The sequence below is a fragment of the Anaerolineae bacterium genome, assembly GCA_013178015.1.
Classification (GTDB): Bacteria; Chloroflexota; Anaerolineae; order DRVO01; family DRVO01; genus Ch71.
In genome coordinates this window covers 1-20,196 of sequence record JABLXR010000016.1, presented here as the reverse complement: position 1 = coordinate 20,196, position 20,196 = coordinate 1, and the positions used below count along the sequence as shown (strand labels likewise).

Here is a 20,196-nt window from a genome sequence, read left to right as displayed (position 1 = left end):
GAGGGCGCGAGTTGGTGGAAGGCGCGGGCAATGCGACGTAGCGACGGCGAACCCCGGGCGTCGTCCCCGCGCTACCCCGCTGACCGACAGGCGATCCGCATGCAGAGGGCAGGCTAGGCGATGCCCTCCCGGCCCGGTAGCTCAGTGGAAGTCCTTGCCGAATTCCAGGGCTGCGTCTATGTAGGTGAGGTAGTTCTCGACCAGACGGTCCAGCGGGTAGGGCCATTCCATGAACCCGGAGGTAGGACACAGGATGAGGCCGCCGCCGCGAGCCTCCTCGATGGCGCGGGCCACTAGTTCCCTGATGCGGCTCGCCGGGGCCCGATAGAGGTCGTCCGCTTCGAGGTTGCCCTCCAGGCACATCCGGTCGCCCACGATCTCGCGCGCCTGACGCATGGACACGTCGCCGATGGGGGGAGGCTCGATAGGGTTAAGGCAATCCACGCCCATATCCATGAACCCCTGCAGCACTGGCCTCATTTTGCCATGGCAGTGCACCCAGAGGAGACCGCCCGCCTCCTTGATCAGGTGGGTGAATCGCTTGTCCACCTCCACCACGAACTCCTGGAAGTCCTGGGGGCGGACCAGGGGCGGTATGCAGAGCTCCGGCCCGTAGTAGCCGAAGACCGGACCCACACCGCGCGAGAGGAGGTACTCGACGCGATCCACGATTCGCTCCGAGAGGCACTCTACGATCTCTCGGATGAGTTCTCGCTCCTCGAGGAGCCAGATGGCCAGGGTCTCGCTGCCCATCAGCATCTGGGTGGCGTAGATGGGCTCGAAGTCCAGTTGGGCGATCATGATGCCCCGGTCGCCGACTTCGCGGTCGCGCTCGAAGTACTCGCTCAGGTCAGGTTCCATGGGCACGTAGGGGATGGAGAGGAAGCGACGAGCATCCTCCACGGTCTGGATGGTGTACTTCTTGGTGTAGCCGGGCTTGTGGAGCGGGGAGTAGGCCTGGATCGTGTGCAGGTCCCCTCGAGGTGTGCTAACGGTAATGTGGCGCTCTCGGTAGTCGTCGTGAGCGCTGGGCCGGTCCTCGACGGTGATGGGGACGGCGCTCCGATCGGTCATGTAGTAACCGGTGTCCATGCCCCACTGGACGGCCAGGTCGGTCTTGGCCAGGGCGGCGTCAAGGATGGGCTGGAAGCCCGGATGCCACACTTGCATCCAAGGGGCGGCGCTCCATACCTTGACGGGAGCACGATCCACAGCCTGGGATCGGAAGGCAGCCAGCAGACGCTCTCGTGAAGTCATGGTCTCGGTGCTCACGGCGTTCCTGCCTCACCTGCCGGAGATGCCCGACATGACCACGCCGCGCAAGAAGTAGCGCTGGAAGAAGAAGAAGACCAGCAGGCACGGTACGGTCATCAGCGTAGAGGCTACCATGATATTGGCCCAGCGCACCTCGTACTCGCTGCGAAAGGTCTGTAGGCCTAGGGCGAGGGTGAACCAGTGACGGCTGTTCAGGTAGATGAGGGGTCCCATGAACTCGTTCCAGTGAGATATGAAGGAGAAGATGGCCACGGTGGCGAAGACGGGTTGGGAGATAGGGGCAAGCACTCTGGCGTATATGCGGAAGAACCCAGCGCCGTCAATGCGGGCAGCTTCGTCCAGCTCGTAGGGCAGAGTCATGAAGAACTGACGGAACAGGAAGATGTTGAACGCGCCTCCGCCGAACCAGGCGGGTACGAAGAGAGGATACAGCGTGTTGATCCAGCCCAGGCTGCGGAAGATGATGAACGTTGGGATCATTGTGACGATATAGGGAAGCATCATGGTCATGAGTGTGATGCCGAAGAGCACACTTCGTCCGGTGAAACGGAGGCGGGCGAAGGCATAGCCAGCCATGCTCGCCGTCAGCAAGGTACCGGAGGCGGCACCCACCACCACGATCAGGGTGTTCCGAAGATAGAGGTGAAAGGGACGAACCGAAAACGTGTCCGGGTAGTTCCGCCACATGATGGGCGCCGGAAACCACTTGGGGGGCACGCTCAGCTCCTTGCCGGGCACTTGAAGTGAGGTACTGAACATGTACATGAGCGGTAGTAGCAGTACCGCGGACAGGGCGGTGAGCAGCAGGTACATAGCGGCCCGCCGGGCGATCCTCCCGAGCGCGAGCGAGCGCGACTGGATGCGGGCTGCTCCCACCGATTGGGCCTTCGTGATCACGCGTCGTCTCTCCTCACTTGGTCTGCTCGATCAGCTGCGAAGCTCGCCCTCGTAATAGACCCAGCGTCCGCTGGCGGCGAACTGCAGGTAAGTGAACAGGGCAATGATGACAAACAACACCCAGGCCATAGAGGAGGCATAGCCCATGCGCAGGTACTGGAAGGCGTTGCGGTAGAGGTAGAGCACGTAGAACAAAGTGGCGTTGTTCGGACCACCGTTGGTCATGATGTAGGCGGCGGAGAACACCTGGAAGGAGCCAATAATGCCCATGATAGTGGTGAAGAAGATGGTGGGTGTCAGCAGAGGGAGGGTGACGTTTCGGAATCGCTGGAGAGGGCCAGCTCCATCGATGTCTGCTGCCTCGTAGAGGTAGTCGGGTATCCCCTGCAGCCCGGCAAGGTAGATCACCATGGTGCCGCCTACTCCCCACAGGCTCATGATGATGAAGGCCGGTTTGGCGACGGTGGAATCGGCCAGCCAGCGCACTGGCCCTAGGCCGAAAACGCCCAGGACATAGTTAGCGATGCCGAACTCAGGATTGTAGATGAGGATCCAGAGGATGGCGTTGGCCACGGCTGGGGTAACTGAGGGTACGTAGAAGGCCGTCCGGTAGAATCGGATGCCCGCCAGATTCTGGTTCAGAAGTACAGCCATGCCCAGGGCGGTGGCCAACTGCAGCGGCACACCCAGAAAGGTGTAGAAGGCCGTGTTGCCGAGCGACTTAGGGATGTAGACGTCGCTCTTGAGCATCTCCCGGAAGTTGCCCAGACCGACAAACTGAGGCGGGTTCAGCAGGTCCCAGTCAGTAAACGCGAGGACGAAGGAGGCGATGACCGGGCCCACGACGAAAAGGATGATTCCGCCGATCCACGGGGCCAACATGGTGTAAGCGGCCGCCATCTCATGGCGTGCCAGACGCTTGGTTACGGCACGGGGATGCACAGCAGCTGCGGTCATTTGGAGCTCCTGCTCTCCAGCGAGCCAGAGGCCCGGTAGAAGCCGGGCCTCTGGCTCGCTCAGGACGGAAACGAGTGTTAGGCCTCGATCTTCGCTAGCTCGGCGTCTATCTGAGGCTTGATCTCTTCCAAGACGTCCTTTGCCGGCCGCTCACCGTTGGTGACCTGGTCCATGGCTGCGTTGTAGATGGTGGTTATCTCGCTGTACATCTCGGTTATGTCGTAGGTGCGGCCGGTAGCGATCACTTCCTCGACCACCTCGGGATGGTCAACGTGGTACTTGGTGCGGTTGATCTCGGTCATCTTGGGCAGGTTGGACTGACGCAGCACGATGCCACCGCCGAAGTTAACCTGGTCCAAGTCGCCTTCAGGGCTGGTCATGAGGGCGATGAACTCCCACGCGGTGTCAGGATACTTCGTTCTGGAGTAGATACCGAGGGAGTTAGTGTGGAGAATTGTAATGCGGGTCTTGCCCGCGGCCGGGTAGACGATGTCACCGTGGTCGAACTGGGCGAAGCCAAGGTAGTCCATATTCGCCCAACTATCGAACATAAGAATGCGGCCGTTATTGAAGTCCGACACGGTGTCCACAAGGATCTCGCCTGCAGCCGGCGAGACTCTGTACTTGTTGATGAGGTCTCCCTGGAACTGGACTGCCTCGGCCGATTCCTCGGAGTTGCCCGCGAACTCCCTCATGTCGGGCTGAGAAAGCATGTTACCGTTGTTCTGCCACATCCACTGATGGCAGGTGAGGTAATCCAGCCCAGGGGCACCGAAGCCCAGAGACTCCGCCTTGCCGGACGAGTCGCGGACGGTAGCCTTGGTAGCGGCGTCGAGGAAGGTCTCCCAGGTCCATTCCCTTTTCGCGTCCTGCTCATTCGGGTCCGTTATGCCGAGCTCCTGGAACTTCTCCTTGTTGTAGATGCGCACCCAGGCGCTGGAGATATGGGGCATGCCGTAGAGCTTGCCCTTGTAGGTGCTCAGGCGAAGGGAGGTAGGTAGGAAGTCCTCGATGCCGAAGTCCGGGTTGGCATCAATGAACGGCTGGATTTCCAAGGCGCCGCCCTTGGCGATGAACTTGGGGTAGTAGACGTTGCTGTGGGCGAAGGTGTCGGGCGCAGTACCACCGGCGATCTGGGTGAGCAGTTTGGTGTGGTAGTCGGCCCACGGCACCGACTGGTACTCGATGGAGACGTTGGGATGAAGCTCCTGGAACTTCTGGATGTAGTGGGCGTAGTACTTGCCCCAGGCGGATTCCGGATCGCCCCACTCACTGTGGACCATGTGGATCTTCTCGCCAGCCTGAGGGGGAGCCTCGGCGGCCGGCGCGGCCGCCGTGCCTTCTCCGGCAGCCGGGGCGGCCGGAGCGGGTGTGCCCGCACAGGCCGCGAGAATACCGACTCCGGTGGCCCCAACGAGGCCTCTCAGCATATCGCGGCGGGTAAGACGCTTCATAGCTGTCCTCCTCTCCTCTGTCTCAGGGACTTCGCCCTCGCGAGACCAAAGCGGACGCTTCTCGTCTGACGCAATCGTGAGGGCCAAGACGAGTCATCAGAAGGCCCGGCCTGAGCTGCCTCCCCAAGCAGGGACTGAGGCAAGCCAGTCAGATCGTGCCATCGGACCGGGAGTAGTAGTCGGAAGGATAGCAGGACTGCGGTCCGGGCACAAGCTACTGACGCGGTGGTGCCTTGCAGGCGAGCGGACACAGGCACGATGGCGGTATGGCGCCAGACGCACGTTTAGATCACGTCCAGCCGTGCTCGTAGCCCGTCTCATACAAGGCCACCACGTTGTCCACGGGGCTGACGGCCTGGATGTTGTGGCAGGGGGCGATGATGTAGCCACCACCCTCGCCCAGGATGCGGATGTTGTCCAGCACCTCCTGCCGCACCTCGTCCACGCTGCCGAAGGCGAGGGTGTACTGGTTGTCCACCGCCCCGTGGAACACGAGCCGGTCGCCGAAGTCGCGCTTGAGGCCCTCGCGCTCCATGCCCGGGCAACGCCACTGAATCGGGTTGAGCACGTCTATCCCGATCGCGATCAGGTCGGGAATGACGTCGCGGGCGGCGCCGTCGGTGTGGTGGAAGACGTAGACGCCGGCCTGATGAGCTAAGTCCATCATGCGCTTCATCCGAGGGAGGAGAAACTCCCGGATCTGAGCCAGAGAGAAGAGTAGCCCCGTCTGCCCACCCAAATCCTCGGCCACATAGCTCAACATAACCTTGCCCGGGAGCTGCTCGTAGACGCGTTGGGTGCGGACGTAGGCCAGGTCGAAGAGCTTGTCCAGGCAGTAGTGGACGATGTCGGGGTGGAGGATCAGGTCCATGTAGGCCTGTTCCATGCCGCGCAGGCTCTTGTAGATGAGGAAGGGTTCGGAGCCACCGCCCTGGATGGGGTAGTCCTCCCAGCCCTTGACCTGGTCCGCTATGCCGGAGTAGTCCCACCAGTCGTGCTCGGGCCAGTGGTAGTTGGCCTCGATCTCGTCCACGGAGTTGTACTGAGCCAGAGGGTGGTACACGACCTCGTCGTAGACGCCGGTGCCGTAGTCCACCGGGCGGGTCCGGCAACCGAACACGTCCGTGCCCTCCTCGGTGCGGGGGCCCACGTAGCGGGGTCCCTCGGTGCCGCCGATGAGGAGGGGCCCCACGGTGATGACCTTGTCTATGTGGAGGCGCCGGTAGAGCTCGCGCATGCTCGAGGTGCCCAGGTGGCGCATGAGCTTGTCGGTGGCCTCCTGGGTGGCCCAGTAGTCCATGGGGATGCGGTCGGGCTTCTGGCGCTGCAGCACTGCGAGCCAACGCTCCTTGGGGGTCATCGTCTCTCTGGGCATGTGGTCTCCTCCGGAATGGAACGCTGATCACGCTGATGTGGCGCAGATCAGCGCTGATCCTTCTATAGCATCTCCATCTGATCAGCACTGGTCTAGCTGGTGTCAGTGGTATAGCGTTCGGTCTGTGGTCGGGCGTTCGGCAAGATCAGTATATGCGGGGGTGGCGTGCTCCGAAAGGGCCAGCCTGTGGCCCATCTGGATTCTGACCTGGTTTGAGGGAAGCAGGCGGCTGAGGGATAATATCGGGTGGCGAGACTGGTGGAGATGGAGGAGTCTGTGACCGAGCAAGTGACCGCCGAGCAAGTGCTGGAGCTGCTGCGGCGTCTGCCTCCTCGCGATCGGGTGCGCGTGATTGCGAAGGCGCTGCCGGAGATAGAGGAGGAACTGCCCGAGCGCCCGCGGCCGGCGAAGTCGCCAGAGGGCCTGTGGAAGGACTTGGGGTTTGACGTCACGGAGGAGGACATCGCTGAGGCCCGACGGGAGATGTGGCGCAACTTCCCTCGTGAGGACATCTGATGGTCCGGGTCGTGGCGGACACGCACGCTCTGATCTGGTACTTGCTTGGTGCTCCGCGCCTGTCTGCCACGGCCTTGGGCAGCCTTCGGGGCCTGGCAACCATAGCGGGGGCGATAGGTGTGCCCAGCGTCAGCATCGTCGAGATGGTCTACCTGGAGGAGAAAGGGCGCATCCCCGCCCTGGCGCTTTCGATGCTGCAGGAGAACCTCGCTCAGGAGGGGGCAGCTCTCAGAGTGATACCCATCGGGTATGAGATCGCGCTCGCAGTTCGGCAGGTCCCTAGGACCCAGGTGCCGGACATGCCCGACCGTATCATCGCCGCCACGGCTCTCCACCTCGGGGCGCCGCTGATCAGCCGAGACCGCAGGATCAAGGTGCCCGGTGTAGAGACAATATGGTGAGAGCTAGCCGGGCCTCGCGACGGGCAGCAGGCTATCGGCTCAGGAGAGCAGGTCACCTGAACTAGGCGTCGTGTGGTTCCATGGTTGTGCCGGAGTGCCGGGGGGCTCAGTCACCCCGGCGCTCCGGCGCTCCAGGGGAGGTGCGCGGTCGAGCCGCAGGACCAGAGGGCCGGTGGCCATGCATCAGCGGCGTGGGGTTCGATCCGGATCCAGCCCCAGCAGCCGGACAGCATTGAGGCCGAGAACCTTGGCCTTGTCTTCGTCACTCAGGGCGGAATCCAGCACCTCCTCCGGCGTGACCCCTTCGGACCCGTATAGCACCTTGTCTGCTCCGACCACGCGGACGGCGTGCTCGATGAGGGCTGTGGGCGTCGTTGGGGGGAAGAAGCGAGGGCCGAAGTGGCCGAGGAAGGCCGTGTCTAGGTACACGTTGGCGTGCTTCTCACACAAGATGAGCGCGGTGTACATATGGTTGCCGCCCAGGTGGGCGATGCATAGCTTGAGGTCGGGGAAGTCGAAGGCCACCTCGTCCAGGTAAATGGGATCGCAGTACCGGGCGAGCATGGGCACGCCCAGCTCGTACATGTACGGGCCCAGGTAGACCACGCCCATGTGCCAGGTGACGACGAGGTCGAGCTCCTCGCAGACCTCGTAGATGGGGTAGAGGCGGCGATCGTTGGCGTAAAGGTGTTGGTCCATGGGCTGGAACTTGACGCCCTTCACGCCCCAGCGCGCCACCGCCCGGCGGAGGCGGCGCGCCTCCTCGTCCGGATCGCGGGCCATGTCCACCCAGTGGAAGGCGGCGTAGCGGGTGGGGTGCTCGTGGACCATCTGGCGGGCTCGCAGGGCCGCGTCGGGGCCGACGGGGAGGAGGACGGCGAAGTCAATACCCAGGTCCTGGCAGCGCTGCTCGACGGCGGGGGAGGGGTGCTCGTGGAAGTTGACGATGTGGGGTCGGGTCATGGCGTGCTCCATTCCGGGCGGACTTGGGCCGGTCTTGGCTGCACTTGCGAAGGCGATGTAGGAGCGGCAATCGTCCCACACGTACGGGGAGATGTCCAGTGGAGGTGAGTGGCAGCGAAGGGTCGACGGCCTCTGGGGACAAGGCCCTCGACCTTGGGTGTGCGCCAGGCTCTACACGGGGCGGTTCTCGCTTGCCTTCAGGACGGCATCTGCGACCCGGAGGACGTTGCCGCCGATGATCTTCTGGATGTCGTCGTCGGAGAAGCCGCGCTGGACGAGGCCGACGGTGAAGAGGGGCCAGTTGGTCCACGCCAGGCTGAGCCGCTGGCGCCATCGCTCCTCCGGGCTCGCATCGTCGCGGGTACCGTCGGGCCAGAACTGCTCCCAGGTGGGGCGGCCGGTACGGCGCTCGGGGACCTTCGCCATCTGGGCCTCGTAGTTCGCCGAGGTGTGGGCGGTGTCGGTGCCGATGGCCACGTGGTCGGAGCCGAACTGGCAGGCCATGTACTCGATGTGGTCGAGCAGCGCGGCGATGTCCCGGGTTCGGCCGAGGAAGTGGGGCACGCAGCACACGCCCACGTAGCCGCCGGTGTCGGCGATGGCGCGAATCACCTCGTCAGGTTTGCCCCGAGGGTGCGCGTTCAGGGCCACGGCGCTGGAGTGACTGGCGACCATGGGGGCCTGCGAGGTCTGGGCGGCCTCCAGGCTGGTCCGCCACCCGGAATGGGCCACATCCACGATCACGCCCACTCGGTTCATCTCTCTCACCACAGCTCGTCCGAAGTCGCTCAGGCCGGCGTTTGCTGGCTCCATGCAGCCATCACCGATCATGTTCCGGCGGTTATAGGTCAGGTGCATGATACGGCAGCCGAACTGGAAGAAGGTCTCGATGTAGCGGAGCTCCTCATCCATAGAGCGCCATTCCTCTGCCAGCGGGACACCGTTCAGGCTGAGGTAGAAGCACTGCTTGCCCTGCTCCTTGGCCGCGATGATGTCTGCCGGGCCAGTGGCCTTGACCACGAAGTCGGGTATGGCATCAGTCACGTAGATGAAGCGGGCCAGGCGCTTGATAAGGGTCTTGATAGCTTGGCTCTCCTCCCCGGCGTTCTGGACGATGCAGGTGACTCCCGATTCGGTCCAGGCACGAATGAACTCGTCGCGCTCAGCGGGGTCGGAGACCTCGCGGGTCATGGTCATGTTCTCGACCATGTCGCGAATCTCCGGCTCAGATGCACCGGCCTTGACGGCCGTTCGGAGGGCGTCGCCGTCAACAGCGGCGCGGGGGGCGAATCCGTAGGCATCTACGACCACTGAGTGACGGTGCAGCTCGAGGCCATGCTCGATGTCGCGCTTGCTGGGCGACAGGACGGCGAGAGCGATGTCTCGGGCCTGGTTGATGGTGTCTGGCATGTTAGGCTCCTCAGTCTGGTAGGCGCTCGTCAGTCTCGCGCTCGCTGCCATGCCGTTCACTCCAGAGTGGCCAGATACCTGCGATCGCTCAGGGCCTCGCACTCAGGCCAGGCGGTCGGACGCCGGTGGCCTATCCCAGTCGATCATCAGCAGGGCCCAAACGGCGCTCTCTCCAAATGCCCTCGCTTCCTCGGGGCTACGGCCGAACCAGCCAAGCTCGAGGGCCATCCATTGGCTGCCATACTGGCGCCGGGCGAAGCCGGCCAGGCTCTCAGGGATGTGGTCCTCTGGCCACGCCCGCGGGCCACGCCTGAACCAGCTCTTGCCCGCGGGAGCGATGGGCTTCATGTAGTAGAGAAAACGCTCCTGCTGTTCCGGCGTAAGGCCGAGAATCCCGTCCCAGTACTTGTGTTGGAAGTTGTGGAGGTCCAGGTACAGGTGCGGACGGGATGTGTCGAGCGCAGCCAGGTTGGCCGCCAAGGCGGGGTCACCGGTTTCATCGGTGGCGTAGTCGAGGTTGCTGCCGCGCGGCGCGGTGAGCTGTCCCATGCCGTTGTACACGCCGTCGGGGTTGGCCATGGGGAGGACGTAGAACTCGTAGTCGCGGCGAAACATGGCGGCCCAAGGGCTATCGCCGGTGAGGAAGCGCACGGCTCCTTCCATCATGTAGCTGCCGCCGCTCTCGTACGCGTGGGAGCGGGCTCGGATGAGGAAGCGACGCTTAGGCACGGGACTGGTGTCGGTGATGCGCGCCAGCCAGATGTTGCGGCCCTCACGGCTGTGGCCGACGCGCTCCACCTCGGCCCATGGTTTCTGGCGCAGATCGGCCACAAACTGCTCGCCCTGCCCGTAGCTGTAGGGTGGGTGCCAGTGGACCTCTGTAGTGCCAGGGGCGAGCTCCAGGTCCAGCCGGGTCACCGAGCCTTCGACCAGGGCAGGCACGTAGCGCCACCGGTTGGACCCGGGCTCCCGAACCACGCAGAAGTCCCGGTGCTGCATGTAGTCTTCCAGGCTGGCAAACCTCTTGGGCGCGTCGGGAGGCGCCTCATTGTACTGCCAGTCCACGAGGAAGGTCGCCAGAGTGGCTACCGCACCTGCGTTGACCACCCGGAAGCCTAGCCTGGTAGTGCGCCCGAGGCACTCCTCGCCCAGGCCGGGCTCAGCTCGCCACGAGGGGAGGATGCGGAAAGTGCCATCTCCATGATCTTGCACACCGGCGAGGTCATGGGGGCAACCGCCGTCAAAACCCACCTCGATTCGTACCATGGCATTCCTCCGGCTGCCTGCAGGCGTGAGCTGCTTTCTGCTGCCCGGGGATCAGCTCTGGCGCTCGGTGGGAGGAAGCTTCTCGTACTCCATCATCAGGAAGGCCCACATGGCCCTCTCCCCAAACTGCCGAGCTTCCTCCGGCGACCGGCCGAACCAGCTGAGCTCCACAGCCACCTGCCTGGTGCCGTACTCGCGCTGGCAGAAGCGGGACAAGCTCTCGGGAGTGCGCCCCTCTGGCCAGGGCCTGGGCCCGCGGCGGATCCAGGTCTTGCCGGCCGGAGCGATGGGGTCCATGTAGTACAGGAAGCGCTCCTGCTGCTCCGGCGGCAGCCCCAGCAAGCCGTCGGAGTGCTTGCTCTGCCAGTTGTGGAAGTCTATGAACCAATGGGGCTGCGCTCTCTTGGCCGCCGCCAGGCTGGCCGCGTGTGCTCCGTCGTTGCGCTCGTCAGACACCAAGTAGAGGTTGCTTCCCCTCGGCGCCGTAAGCTGGCTCAGGCCGTTGTGCACACCGTCGGGGTTGGCCATGGGGAGGACGAAGAACTCGCAGTCTCTTCTCGCCATGGCAGCCCAAGGGGACTCGCCGGTGAGAAAGCGCACGGCACCTTCTACCATGTAGCTGCCCCCGCTTTCGTATCCGTGGGCTCGCGCTCGGATGAAGTACCTATGCCCCTTGGCACCGTTGCCGTCGGAGATGCGCAGGAGCCAAATGTTACGCCCTTCCTGGCTGTGGCCAACAACCTCGGCATGCACGGTGGGTTTTCCCCGCTGCGCAGAGGCAAACTCCTCTCCTTGTGCGTAGCTGTATGGCGGATGCCAGTGGATCTCGGTCACTCCGGGCAGCAGATCTAGCTCGAGGCGACCGACTGACCCCTCAACCTTCAGCGGCAGGTAGCGCCACTGATCCGAGCCGGGCCCCCGTACCACACAGAAGTCTCGTAGCTGCATGTAGTGGTGCAGGCTGGCGAAGGTGTTGGGGGCATCTGACGGGGCATCGTTGTACTGCCAGTCAATGAGGAAGGCGGCTAAGGTAGGAGCGTCCGAGTCGTTGACCGCCCGGAAGCCCAGCCTGGTGGTGCGGCCAAGGCACTCCTCGCCCAGGCCGGGCTCGGGTCGCCAGGAGGGAAGGATGCGGAAGATGCCGGGCGCTAGCTCCTGAACGCCGGCTGGGTCATGGGGACAGCTCCCGTCGAAGCCTACCTCAACCTGCACCATTCTAGACCTCCAATGTCGGGCCGTAGCCGTGTGTGTCTGCTGCTCCCCACCACACATCCTCGGGTCTTCGTGGGTTGACCGCGAGGCGCGCCAGCTGTGCAGATCGACCGGTCCTACAGGCGAAGCGCCGCCAAGTCCTTGATGTGGCTAACGGCGCCAGGTGCTCCGAGCCGAGCATAGAGGTTCTCGGCCCACATGTACTCCCTGGGCCTACAGGCGCTGGACCGACAGTCCTCTGGGGGCTCAAGGAACACCAGCCTGGTCGGCCAGAGGAGGCCGGCAACGTAGGGCAGGTCGGTGAAGCGGAGGACGTTGAGCATCTCGATGCTGTCGCCAGTGCCATCAGCTGCCCCGGGCGCATCGTGGGTGGCTGGCGGATCGGACAGGACTACTGCCCTGAGGTTCCCGTCAAGGAGTGCAGCGTAGAGCGCCACCACCGCCATCTCTCCGGCCCCCGATAGGACAATGCGTTCGCCGTCCACAACATCGAGGGAGCGCGCGACCTCCAGGGCTCGCACAGCGTCATAGACCCGCATAGAGGCCACAGTGCGACCGATGATGGCGCTTGCCCTGCGGACGTGCCAGGCGAGATCATCCCCCCAGGCGGTGTCATCTACCCCTCTAACGGCTACAGCCAACCGCACCCACTCAGGGCCTAGATCGGCCCAGCCCTTTGGGACCCGCTGATACAGTGGCCTTACGGCCCGCAACCCGGCGTCTCTGGCGTTCACCAGGTGCACGAGGAGGGATCGCTCTCGCTTGTGCTCCTGCCTGGGTACAGACAAGTACGCCGACAGCCTCCAGCCCTCTTCGGGGGTGAAGTCCACCCGAGTGAAACTGTGTGTGTGAGACTGCCACTCGAAGTCCTTGCTGATCGCCAGGTCGCAGGGCGACTGGGGGAAATGGCCGAAAGTGCGGGAGCGAAGATCGGCTACCAACATGGCCCGAGCTTCTCGCAGGCCGTCCGCGCTGGTTACCTCAGGGGGAGCCGCGAGAGGGACGAAGAAATCGTGCACGGAGGTGGATCGCTCATCAGGTGGGAGCACCCGGTCCGGGAAGACCAGCAGATCCTCGTCCTTCTCCAGGAGCTGCGGGTCCTGCACTGTATCGGGCACTTCGGCAGGCGATACGTCCTCCCCCTTGAGATGCTTCAAGAACCACGCGAAGATCGCCCTGCGCGAACGTTCGTGGTAGCCGTGGGGGCCAGGCGTTTCGATTAGGCCGATGCGCTCCGGCACTCCCAGCAGCTCGTAGACCTTTCGAGTGCGGTCATAGCACTCTCTGATGGAAGCGATAGAGTAGATGCCGTCGCGGTCAGGCGAGGAGATCAGCAAGGCCCTTGGGGCGATGAGAGCTCCTACATCCGACAGGTCCCACTGGTAGGTGTTAATGTGAAACATGCAGTCGCAGTGACCGTCTACGGTACGGTCAGCCAAGTGGGCCGCCATCGTGCCTGTGGCCGAGTTGGGGCAGACGGCCTTCACCCGATCGTCACCTGCTCCTAGCCACCACGTGGTTGCTCCCCCACCGGAGCAACCCATCGCGCCGATGGCCTCTGGGTCGACCTCGGGCCGGGACTGGAGCAGATCAACGGCGCGCATGGAGTTCCACATCTCCACCCCAGCGGGCGTGTAGCCACGGCTGTACCACTGATACTGGCCGTGGGCATAGGGCCCATGGTGGGTGCCGAACATCTCCGAGAACTCAACGGTGTCGAGGACTATGGTCACAAAGCCCAGCCTGGCCAGATGCTGGCAGTTGTACTGGCTGGCCAGTTTCTGAGTGAAAGAGTGGCCATTGGAGTAAACCACCGCAGGGACTGGACCCGTGGCTTGCGCAGGCAGGTAGAGGTTGGCGGTGACGTAGAGCCTAGGCAACGATTCGAAGTAGAGGACCTCGACGCGATAGCCTCTGGCGGCACGGTCCAGTACTCGCACTGTCTTCGCGTTCAGTGGCGGGCGTTCCTCCCTCTCGAGGGCCACAGGAATCCCCTGCATCTCCATGTACTGCTGCCAGCGCTTGGGCCGCTGAGCGTGCCATTCGTCGGCGGTGGCCGGTAAGTCGCGCACGGAGGCATCAGTGATGCGCCTAGCCTCCCTGCACAGGTACTCGCGGATATTGTTCACTCAGCCCCTCCCTATCGCTCCTGATGCGCTGTGGCCCCCAGGCGCTGAATGCGCGGCATGCTATGACCGAGACTCGAGCTTGACTATGGCTCCGCGCCTCTAGCAGGTCAGCCAGGGCGGCGGCGCCAACCTACGCAGGCTACGTCTATCCCTTGATTCCAGTGATCGATATGCCCTCGACGAAAGTCCTCTGCGTGAAGAAATACAGCAATATGATCGGGAAGATGGTCACAGCACTCGCCGCCATGAGGCGCGGCCACTGCAACTCCATGTAGAAGCTCGGTGTGGTGGTTCTCAGCATCTGCAGACCAAGGGCGATCGGATACTGCTCTCTGTCCGTCAGATAGATTAGGGGGCCCAGGTAGTTGTCCCAGGCACCCATTATTGTGAACAGCGCAACGACCGCCATCGCCGGCTTTGCCAGAGGGATCACTACACGGCCAAGAATCGTCAGCTCAGACGCTCCGTCTATCCTTGCCGCGTCTGATAGCTCTAGCGGTATCGTGAGGAAGAACTGTCTGAGGAGGAACACATCATAGGCAGCCGCGAAGAACGACGGGATGATGAGCGGCTTGTAGGAGTTGACCCAACCAATCTTGCTGAAGACGATGTATAGGGGGATCATTCTCACCTGGCCGGGGATCATCATGGTGGCTAAGCAAAGGAAGAAAACTGCATCGCGCCCTTTCCACTGCACGCGCGAAAAGCCGTAAGCTACGAGTGTTGACGACAGTACCGTACCGATCGTCACCAGAATGGCGTACTTGATAGTGTTCAGGAAGAACTTGCCAAAAGGTACGATGGTCATTGCTTCAATGTAGTTGCGCCAGCGTGCCGGGTTAGGTATCCAAGGGGACGGAATGCGGTACACCTGTGGATCGGTCTTGAGCGACGTGGAAACCATCCACACGAAAGGCAGAACGTAGGTGACGGCCAGGGTAGTAAGAACCGCGTACAGAGCCACCCTACCGAGACTGGCGCGGCCCCGGCCGGGCCGGCGTGCCCGGCCGCTCGGGCGTCGAAGAGTGGCTGTAGCGCCGGGCGATCCAGTCACTTCCCTGCGTAGTACACCCACCGGTTTGAGCTCCTGAAAGTGATTATGCTAAAGAAAACCACCACGATGAAGAGAATCCAAGCCAGCGCCGAGGCATACCCCATCTTGAAGTACTGGAAGGCATTGCGGTAGAGGTAGACAGCGTAGAGCTCGGTCGCGTTGTTTGGTCCCCCTCCTGTGAGCAGGTACGGCATCGTGAAGGACTGGAAGGTGCCTATCAGCCCAGTGATCGTGATGAAGAAGATGGAGGGCGTACACATCGGTATGGTGATGTGCCGGAATCGCTGTGGAGTGCTGGCGCCGTCGATGACCGCGGCTTCATACAGCTCACGAGGGACATCCTGCAGCGCCGCCAGGAAGATCACAATGGCTGAGCCCTGGGCCCAGCACTGAATGATGATCAGTGAGGGCTTCGCCAGTGCAGCGGAGCTGAGCCATGGGATGGCCGGCAAGCCCATGAGGCTTAGCATACTCGAGATCAGGCCATATTCGGTGTTGTATATGAAAAGCCATACCATGGCACTAGACACTGCCGGAACGATTGAAGGAATGAAGAAGATGGTCCGATACAGGGAGCGACCGCGCACGTCGGTGTTGAGGAGATTGGCCACAAGGAAGGCGGTGACGATAGCAGCGGGCAATCCGAATACCACGAAGTACAACGTATTGCTAAGCACGATTCGGAAGATGCGGTCGTCCAGCAGTATCTTTTGATAGTTGTCCAGCCCAATGAAGCGCGGAGGCCGAACTACGTCATACCTAGTGAAGCCGTAGTAAAGAGAGGCAGCAATGGGGTAGATCGTGAAACAGACGAATCCCACGATCCATGGGCTTATGAAGGTGATCCCGGTTATCTGACGCTTGATCTCACGACGCCGGACACTTCCGCGGGAACCGAAGAGCGCGCCAGTAAAGTGAATCGATCTGGCAGTAGACATAGCTCCACCAAAAGGATCGAGCACGGACGAAGGGCTGGAGTGCTTTCTGGATCCTTCGTCCAATGGTGTGACTAGCGGACACCGCCCAGAGACCGCTGCAGTGCAACACGATGGTGCCTGACCTTCAATGCTAGCCCGAGGACCGGAGACCAAGGACTGAGTAACACGACCGTGCCCACTGCCGGCACGGTCGTGTTACTGCTCCCTCGGGCTAAGCAGTCTCTTCCAAGAAGGCTGCCAACTCCTCGTCCATCTCCTTCTGCATCCGCTGTGCAGCTTCCTCGGGGCCGAGGTCGCCGTAGATGACGGCTTCCCGCATCAGCTTCCACTTGGCGTCTGTCACACTGCCAATTGGGTCCGCCTCAACCCAGACTTCGTCTGCCTCCTCAAGTGCCGTGCGGGTGTACCACCAGATATCTTCCGCAGCCCTCTCCGGGAACCGCTGGGAGAGATCAAGGGTATCCTGGTAGGACCGGCGCGGGCCCACCCATCCAATCACCTGCAGGAGGGGATCGCAGGCTCCCGGTCGTGTCATAAATTGCGCGAACCTGTAAGTGGCATCGGGGTTCTTGCCGCCCTTGAAGATCACGACAGCGTGGCCTCCGACGGTGCAGATCTTGGTTCCCTTCCGTTGAGATGGCATTGGCACCCAGGTCCACTCATACTCATGGTCGGGGTTGATCCGCACCATACTGCCAGGGCCGGAAGGGTACGTGATCTGCAGCGCCCTGCGTCCACCGCCGAAAGCGCCCCAGGCCTGACCCTCGAGCGACGTGTTGAGAGCATTCACTTTCTCAGGAGTCACATCCGCCCAGAACTTGTTAATAGTGTTGAGAAACTCCACCGTCTCCGGACGGTCTATCTCGAACTGCATCTTCTCCGCGTTGAAGTAGTGGAAGCCCCACATCTCTGGATACAGCCACGGGTCAATCGTGTGTGCGGAGTAGTCGGAGCCTGATGTCGGGATCATGCCAAGAACATTGATGTTGCCAGCCTCATCGTAGGTGGTCAGGGCCTTGTGCCACTCGAACACCTCATCCCAAGTGGCTGGCAGGCTGTTCTCATCTAGGCCTGCTTCTCTGATCAGGGTGAGGTTCACGCCGAGCCCGTACCGTGTCGACGTATCGGCAGCTGGAACACCGTACTGCTTGCCTTTCCACTCGAACTTCTTCCATAGGGGCTCGGGAATATCACCGTCGGCGTATCCAGCGTCGGGGTCTGCAGCGATGTAGTCATCGAGAGGAAGGCAGAGCCCGCGGGCGGAATACTCGAAGTACCAGATATTGAATGAGGTGTCGGGCGGATTGCCGGCCGCGATGGCAGCGAACAGCTTGGATTGGATCTCCCCGCCGGGAACGTTGACCCACCTTACCTGAACATCGTCGTGGCTCTCGTTGAAGTTCTTCTCGATCATTGGGAAGGCATCGCCAGACCACGATGACCACCACTCAATGACAGGCACCTCCCCAGCAGCAGCAGCCGGCTGCTCCGCGGCCGGAGCCTCGGTCGCCGGCGCGGCCACTGTCGCAGCTGGCGCCCCGCCGGGGGTGGCAGCACACGCTCCCAGGGCGCTCGCGCCCGCAGCGCCTACACCGACGGACAGCAGCCCCTTCAGAACCTGACGGCGAGTGACAAGTTCCATGTCTTCTCCCTCCTCATCTGATCCCCAGAAAGCAGATTCCGCGGCGACGAATTCCCCTTGCCGTTACTGTATAATGGGGCCTGGCGCAGTTCAATGGGCTCACTGCCTCGGGACTGCCATCGTACTGCCACGCCTGACCGCCTCTGAGCTTGCCTGGGGAGGGCGACTTGCTGACTAGGGCGTACCACTGGCTCGACCCGCTTCCGTCGCAGCTCGGCGACGAACACGTCTCCCCGGTGTACGGCCATCGTCTCATGATGCTGGCACTGGCCCTGGGCGCAGTCTCCTACGTGCTACTCTTCATCGCCTGGACCATCGCGCCCATCTACGGCTCGGCCATGCACCTTCGCAGCGCTCTGCCCATGTCTCTCTCGCTCCTAGGCGCGATTGGAGCGGGACTCCTCCGACACCGGCCCCGGACGGCCGCTCTGACGCTCCTGGGGAGCGCAGTGTGGGCCCTGTACTACGTCCCCAGCCCGGCTCGTGAGCTCCTCGGTCCTGTGCTGGTCTCCAGTGCCATGCTCTTGGCTGGCCGGTGCGCGGGACTTCTTTGCGCCGGTGTCGTCTCTCTCTTCCCGGGAATGGGACTCACGGCCGTCGGCGCCCTCTGGGCTAGCGCCGCCGTGGTCTGGCTCTCGGTGGACTACGTGTGCGCTGCCCTGGGCCAGGCCGCCTCGCGCCAGGAGCGAGCCTTCCGCCTCGAGCGCGAACTCCTCAGCCGCCGCGAGGAGCTCCGCCGCCTCAACGATTCCCTCCGCACCGCCTACGCCCTCCTCGAACGCACCAACCGCGAGCTGGCCGACGCTCGCGACGAGGCGGAAGAGGCCCGCCGGCTCAAGAACCAGTTCGCCGCCACCATCAGCCACGAGCTGCGCACCCCCCTCAACCTCATTCTGGGCTTCACCGAGGTCATGCACACCGCCCCCGAATCCTACGGCTCCGCCGACCTCCCCCCGGAGCTGCGGGGCGACATCCGCGAGGTCTACCGCAATACCCGCCACCTGGTGGACCTGGTGGATGACGTCCTGGACCTCTCCCGGATCGAGCAGGTCCGGCTGGCGATGGTGCCGGAGGACACCGACCTGCTCGCCCTCATTCAGCAGGCGACTGCCACCGTCGCCGGCCTCTTCCGAGGCAAGCCGGTGGAACTGGTGGTGGACCTGCCTTCGGAGCTGCCCCGCTGCACCGTGGACCGCACCCGCATCCGGCAGGTGCTCATCAACTTGCTCACTAACGCTGCCCGGTTCACCGAGCGGGGCGAGGTCCGCGTGGAGGCCCACTACGACGAGCCCCGGCGGGAGGTCGTGATCTCGGTGAGCGACACCGGCCCGGGCATCCCGGAGGAGGAGCAGGAACGGGTCTTCCAGCCCTTCCACCAGGCCAGCTCCTCGCTGTACCGGCACAAGGGAGGCAGCGGCCTGGGCCTGGCCATCTGCCGCACCTTCGTGCAGATGCATGGTGGGCGGATCTGGCTGCAGTCGCAGCCGGGAGAGGGGAGCCGGTTCAGCTTCGCCTTGCCCACTCGGGCGAGCGTGCCCTCCTCTCGGGACGACTGGCGACCAGCGGGCGTGGCCCAGTCCTTGCAGGACTCCATCGTCACGGTGGATCCCGAGGGGCGCATGACCCGGCTGCTGGAGAGGGCCCTGCCTCAGTTCCGGGTGCACAACGCGGCCGATGTGGAGCAGGCAGCCGAGGTGACTGCCCTGCAACATCCCAGAGCCGTGGTGGCGTTCACCGGGGCCGACGCCGACTCCGCAGCGGAGGGACTGCTGAGGTCGGTGGCCTGGCCGGGGCTGCCTGTGGTGGGTTGCCAGGTGCGGGACCGGCGTCCGTTGGACGCGTTCCCCAACGTGCGGGCAGTGCTCACCAAGCCCGCTTCTCAGAACGCGGTACTAGACGCGCTCGAGTTCGTCGGCCCCACCGGAACTGTGATCCTTGCCGACGACGATGAGGGCATGACTCGCCTCATTAGGCGCGCCTTGGCTCGCTCTCGTCCTGGCCTGCAGGTGCTGGCGGCCCACGATGGGGACCAGGCCCTGAACCTGATACGGCTCCACCGCCCGGTGGCGGTGCTACTGGACCTAGCCATGCCCGGGCGAGATGGACTGTCCGTTCTCCAGGCCATGTGCGATGAGGCCCTTGTCTCCGTCCCGGTGGTGGTGTTGACCGCCATGGATCTGGAGGGGGCAGCGGGACGGGTGGCTGCCGACAAGCTGGTGCTCTCGGCCTGCGCCGGGCTGAGCGAGTTGGAACTGGTGCGGTACCTCGAGGCACTGGCGACCGCCGCCCGGCCCCGGTACGTGGAAGAGGTCAGGTTGGCGGCTCAGGCCCTCTAGCCAGAAGGGGTGGCACGTAGTTGACGCCGATGTGATGGCAGTTCGCGCTGATCGGGGTAGGACGGCACCATCGGCGTCGGCTGATCTCCTGCTCGCGGGATGCTCCGGCAGTTTGCGAGCGACGCGGTCTCTTGGTTAACATGGCGCCTACGCTGATTGAGGCGAGTCGTTGGTCAGTCTGCGGTGTTGGCCACAATCAGATTGGAGTATAATCCCGGCATCAGTCAAGGGGGATATACGTGCGGAACATCCTAATCACCGGGGGGGCCGGTTTCATCGGCTCCAACTTCGTCCACTACGTTCTTCGGAAGCACCCGCGGTGCCACGTTGTGGCCTACGACAAGCTCACCTACGCGGGCAACCTGGATAAC

The 20,196-nt window shown here is 63.2% G+C and carries 17 protein-coding genes; 4 read left to right on the top strand and 13 right to left on the bottom strand.

Annotated features, from left to right (window positions below; genetic code table 11):
* Positions 1 to 141: 141 nt before the first annotated feature.
* From HPY83_07530 to HPY83_07510, 5 genes are all read right to left on the bottom strand, one after another.
* Positions 142 to 1,272, bottom strand: coding sequence for a hypothetical protein (locus tag HPY83_07530; protein NPV07800.1), 1,131 nt, complete (start codon positions 1,270 to 1,272; stop codon positions 142 to 144).
* A gap of 12 nt (positions 1,273 to 1,284) precedes the next feature.
* On the bottom strand, positions 1,285 to 2,088 hold the full coding sequence (locus HPY83_07525) for a carbohydrate ABC transporter permease (GenBank protein ID NPV07799.1): 804 nt from the start codon (positions 2,086 to 2,088) through the stop codon (positions 1,285 to 1,287).
* Positions 2,089 to 2,202: 114 nt separating this feature from the next.
* Positions 2,203 to 3,072: a sugar ABC transporter permease gene (locus HPY83_07520; protein NPV07798.1), complete on the bottom strand. Its 870-nt coding sequence runs from the start codon at positions 3,070 to 3,072 to the stop codon at positions 2,203 to 2,205.
* Positions 3,073 to 3,206: 134 nt separating this feature from the next.
* Positions 3,207 to 4,583: a sugar ABC transporter substrate-binding protein gene (locus HPY83_07515; protein NPV07797.1), complete on the bottom strand. Its 1,377-nt coding sequence runs from the start codon at positions 4,581 to 4,583 to the stop codon at positions 3,207 to 3,209.
* A 289-nt stretch (positions 4,584 to 4,872) separates the two neighbouring features.
* Entirely contained in the window at positions 4,873 to 5,958 is a 1,086-nt protein-coding gene (locus HPY83_07510) for a uroporphyrinogen-III decarboxylase-like protein (GenBank protein NPV07796.1), read from the bottom strand.
* 288 nt (positions 5,959 to 6,246) lie between these two features.
* On the opposite strand from HPY83_07510, the gene HPY83_07505 reads away from it, so the two are divergent.
* Together HPY83_07505 and HPY83_07500 are read left to right on the top strand one after the other, a co-directional pair.
* Positions 6,247 to 6,474, top strand: a complete 228-nt coding sequence (locus tag HPY83_07505) for a hypothetical protein (protein ID NPV07795.1) — start codon at positions 6,247 to 6,249, stop codon at positions 6,472 to 6,474.
* Positions 6,474 to 6,875: a type II toxin-antitoxin system VapC family toxin gene (locus HPY83_07500; GenBank protein NPV07794.1), complete on the top strand. Its 402-nt coding sequence runs from the start codon at positions 6,474 to 6,476 to the stop codon at positions 6,873 to 6,875. The genes HPY83_07505 and HPY83_07500 overlap by 1 nt, the downstream gene beginning before the upstream one ends.
* Positions 6,876 to 7,058: 183 nt before the next feature.
* Here HPY83_07500 and HPY83_07495 read toward each other — a convergent pair whose 3' ends face one another.
* The 8 genes from HPY83_07495 to HPY83_07460 all read right to left on the bottom strand — a co-directional run bounded on the left by HPY83_07495 (position 7,059) and on the right by HPY83_07460 (position 17,489).
* Positions 7,059 to 7,838, bottom strand: a complete 780-nt coding sequence (locus HPY83_07495) for an amidohydrolase (protein ID NPV07793.1) — start codon at positions 7,836 to 7,838, stop codon at positions 7,059 to 7,061.
* A 171-nt stretch (positions 7,839 to 8,009) separates the two neighbouring features.
* Positions 8,010 to 9,248, bottom strand: coding sequence for a dipeptidase (locus tag HPY83_07490; protein NPV07792.1), 1,239 nt, complete (start codon positions 9,246 to 9,248; stop codon positions 8,010 to 8,012).
* A 102-nt stretch (positions 9,249 to 9,350) separates the two neighbouring features.
* Positions 9,351 to 10,514: a hypothetical protein gene (locus tag HPY83_07485; protein NPV07791.1), complete on the bottom strand. Its 1,164-nt coding sequence runs from the start codon at positions 10,512 to 10,514 to the stop codon at positions 9,351 to 9,353.
* A 51-nt stretch (positions 10,515 to 10,565) separates the two neighbouring features.
* Entirely contained in the window at positions 10,566 to 11,729 is a 1,164-nt protein-coding gene (locus tag HPY83_07480) for a hypothetical protein (GenBank protein ID NPV07790.1), read from the bottom strand.
* 113 nt (positions 11,730 to 11,842) lie between these two features.
* Positions 11,843 to 13,855, bottom strand: a complete 2,013-nt coding sequence (locus HPY83_07475) for a hypothetical protein (GenBank protein ID NPV07789.1) — start codon at positions 13,853 to 13,855, stop codon at positions 11,843 to 11,845.
* A gap of 145 nt (positions 13,856 to 14,000) precedes the next feature.
* Positions 14,001 to 14,759 carry a carbohydrate ABC transporter permease gene (locus HPY83_07470; protein NPV07788.1) on the bottom strand — a complete coding sequence of 253 codons (759 nt, stop codon included), beginning with the start codon at positions 14,757 to 14,759 and terminating at the stop codon, positions 14,001 to 14,003.
* A 146-nt stretch (positions 14,760 to 14,905) separates the two neighbouring features.
* Entirely contained in the window at positions 14,906 to 15,847 is a 942-nt protein-coding gene (locus HPY83_07465; GenBank protein NPV07787.1) for a sugar ABC transporter permease, read from the bottom strand.
* A gap of 211 nt (positions 15,848 to 16,058) precedes the next feature.
* The gene (locus tag HPY83_07460) at positions 16,059 to 17,489 is read right to left on the bottom strand and encodes an extracellular solute-binding protein (GenBank protein NPV07786.1); all 1,431 of its coding nucleotides are present in this window, start codon (positions 17,487 to 17,489) and stop codon (positions 16,059 to 16,061) included.
* A gap of 167 nt (positions 17,490 to 17,656) precedes the next feature.
* Between HPY83_07460 and HPY83_07455 the strand changes: the two genes are divergently transcribed.
* Positions 17,657 to 19,825, top strand: coding sequence for a response regulator (locus HPY83_07455; protein ID NPV07785.1), 2,169 nt, complete (start codon positions 17,657 to 17,659; stop codon positions 19,823 to 19,825).
* A 239-nt stretch (positions 19,826 to 20,064) separates the two neighbouring features.
* Positions 20,065 to 20,196 (top strand): NAD-dependent epimerase/dehydratase family protein (locus HPY83_07450; GenBank protein NPV07784.1); only part of this gene is annotated, 132 nt, incomplete at its 3' end.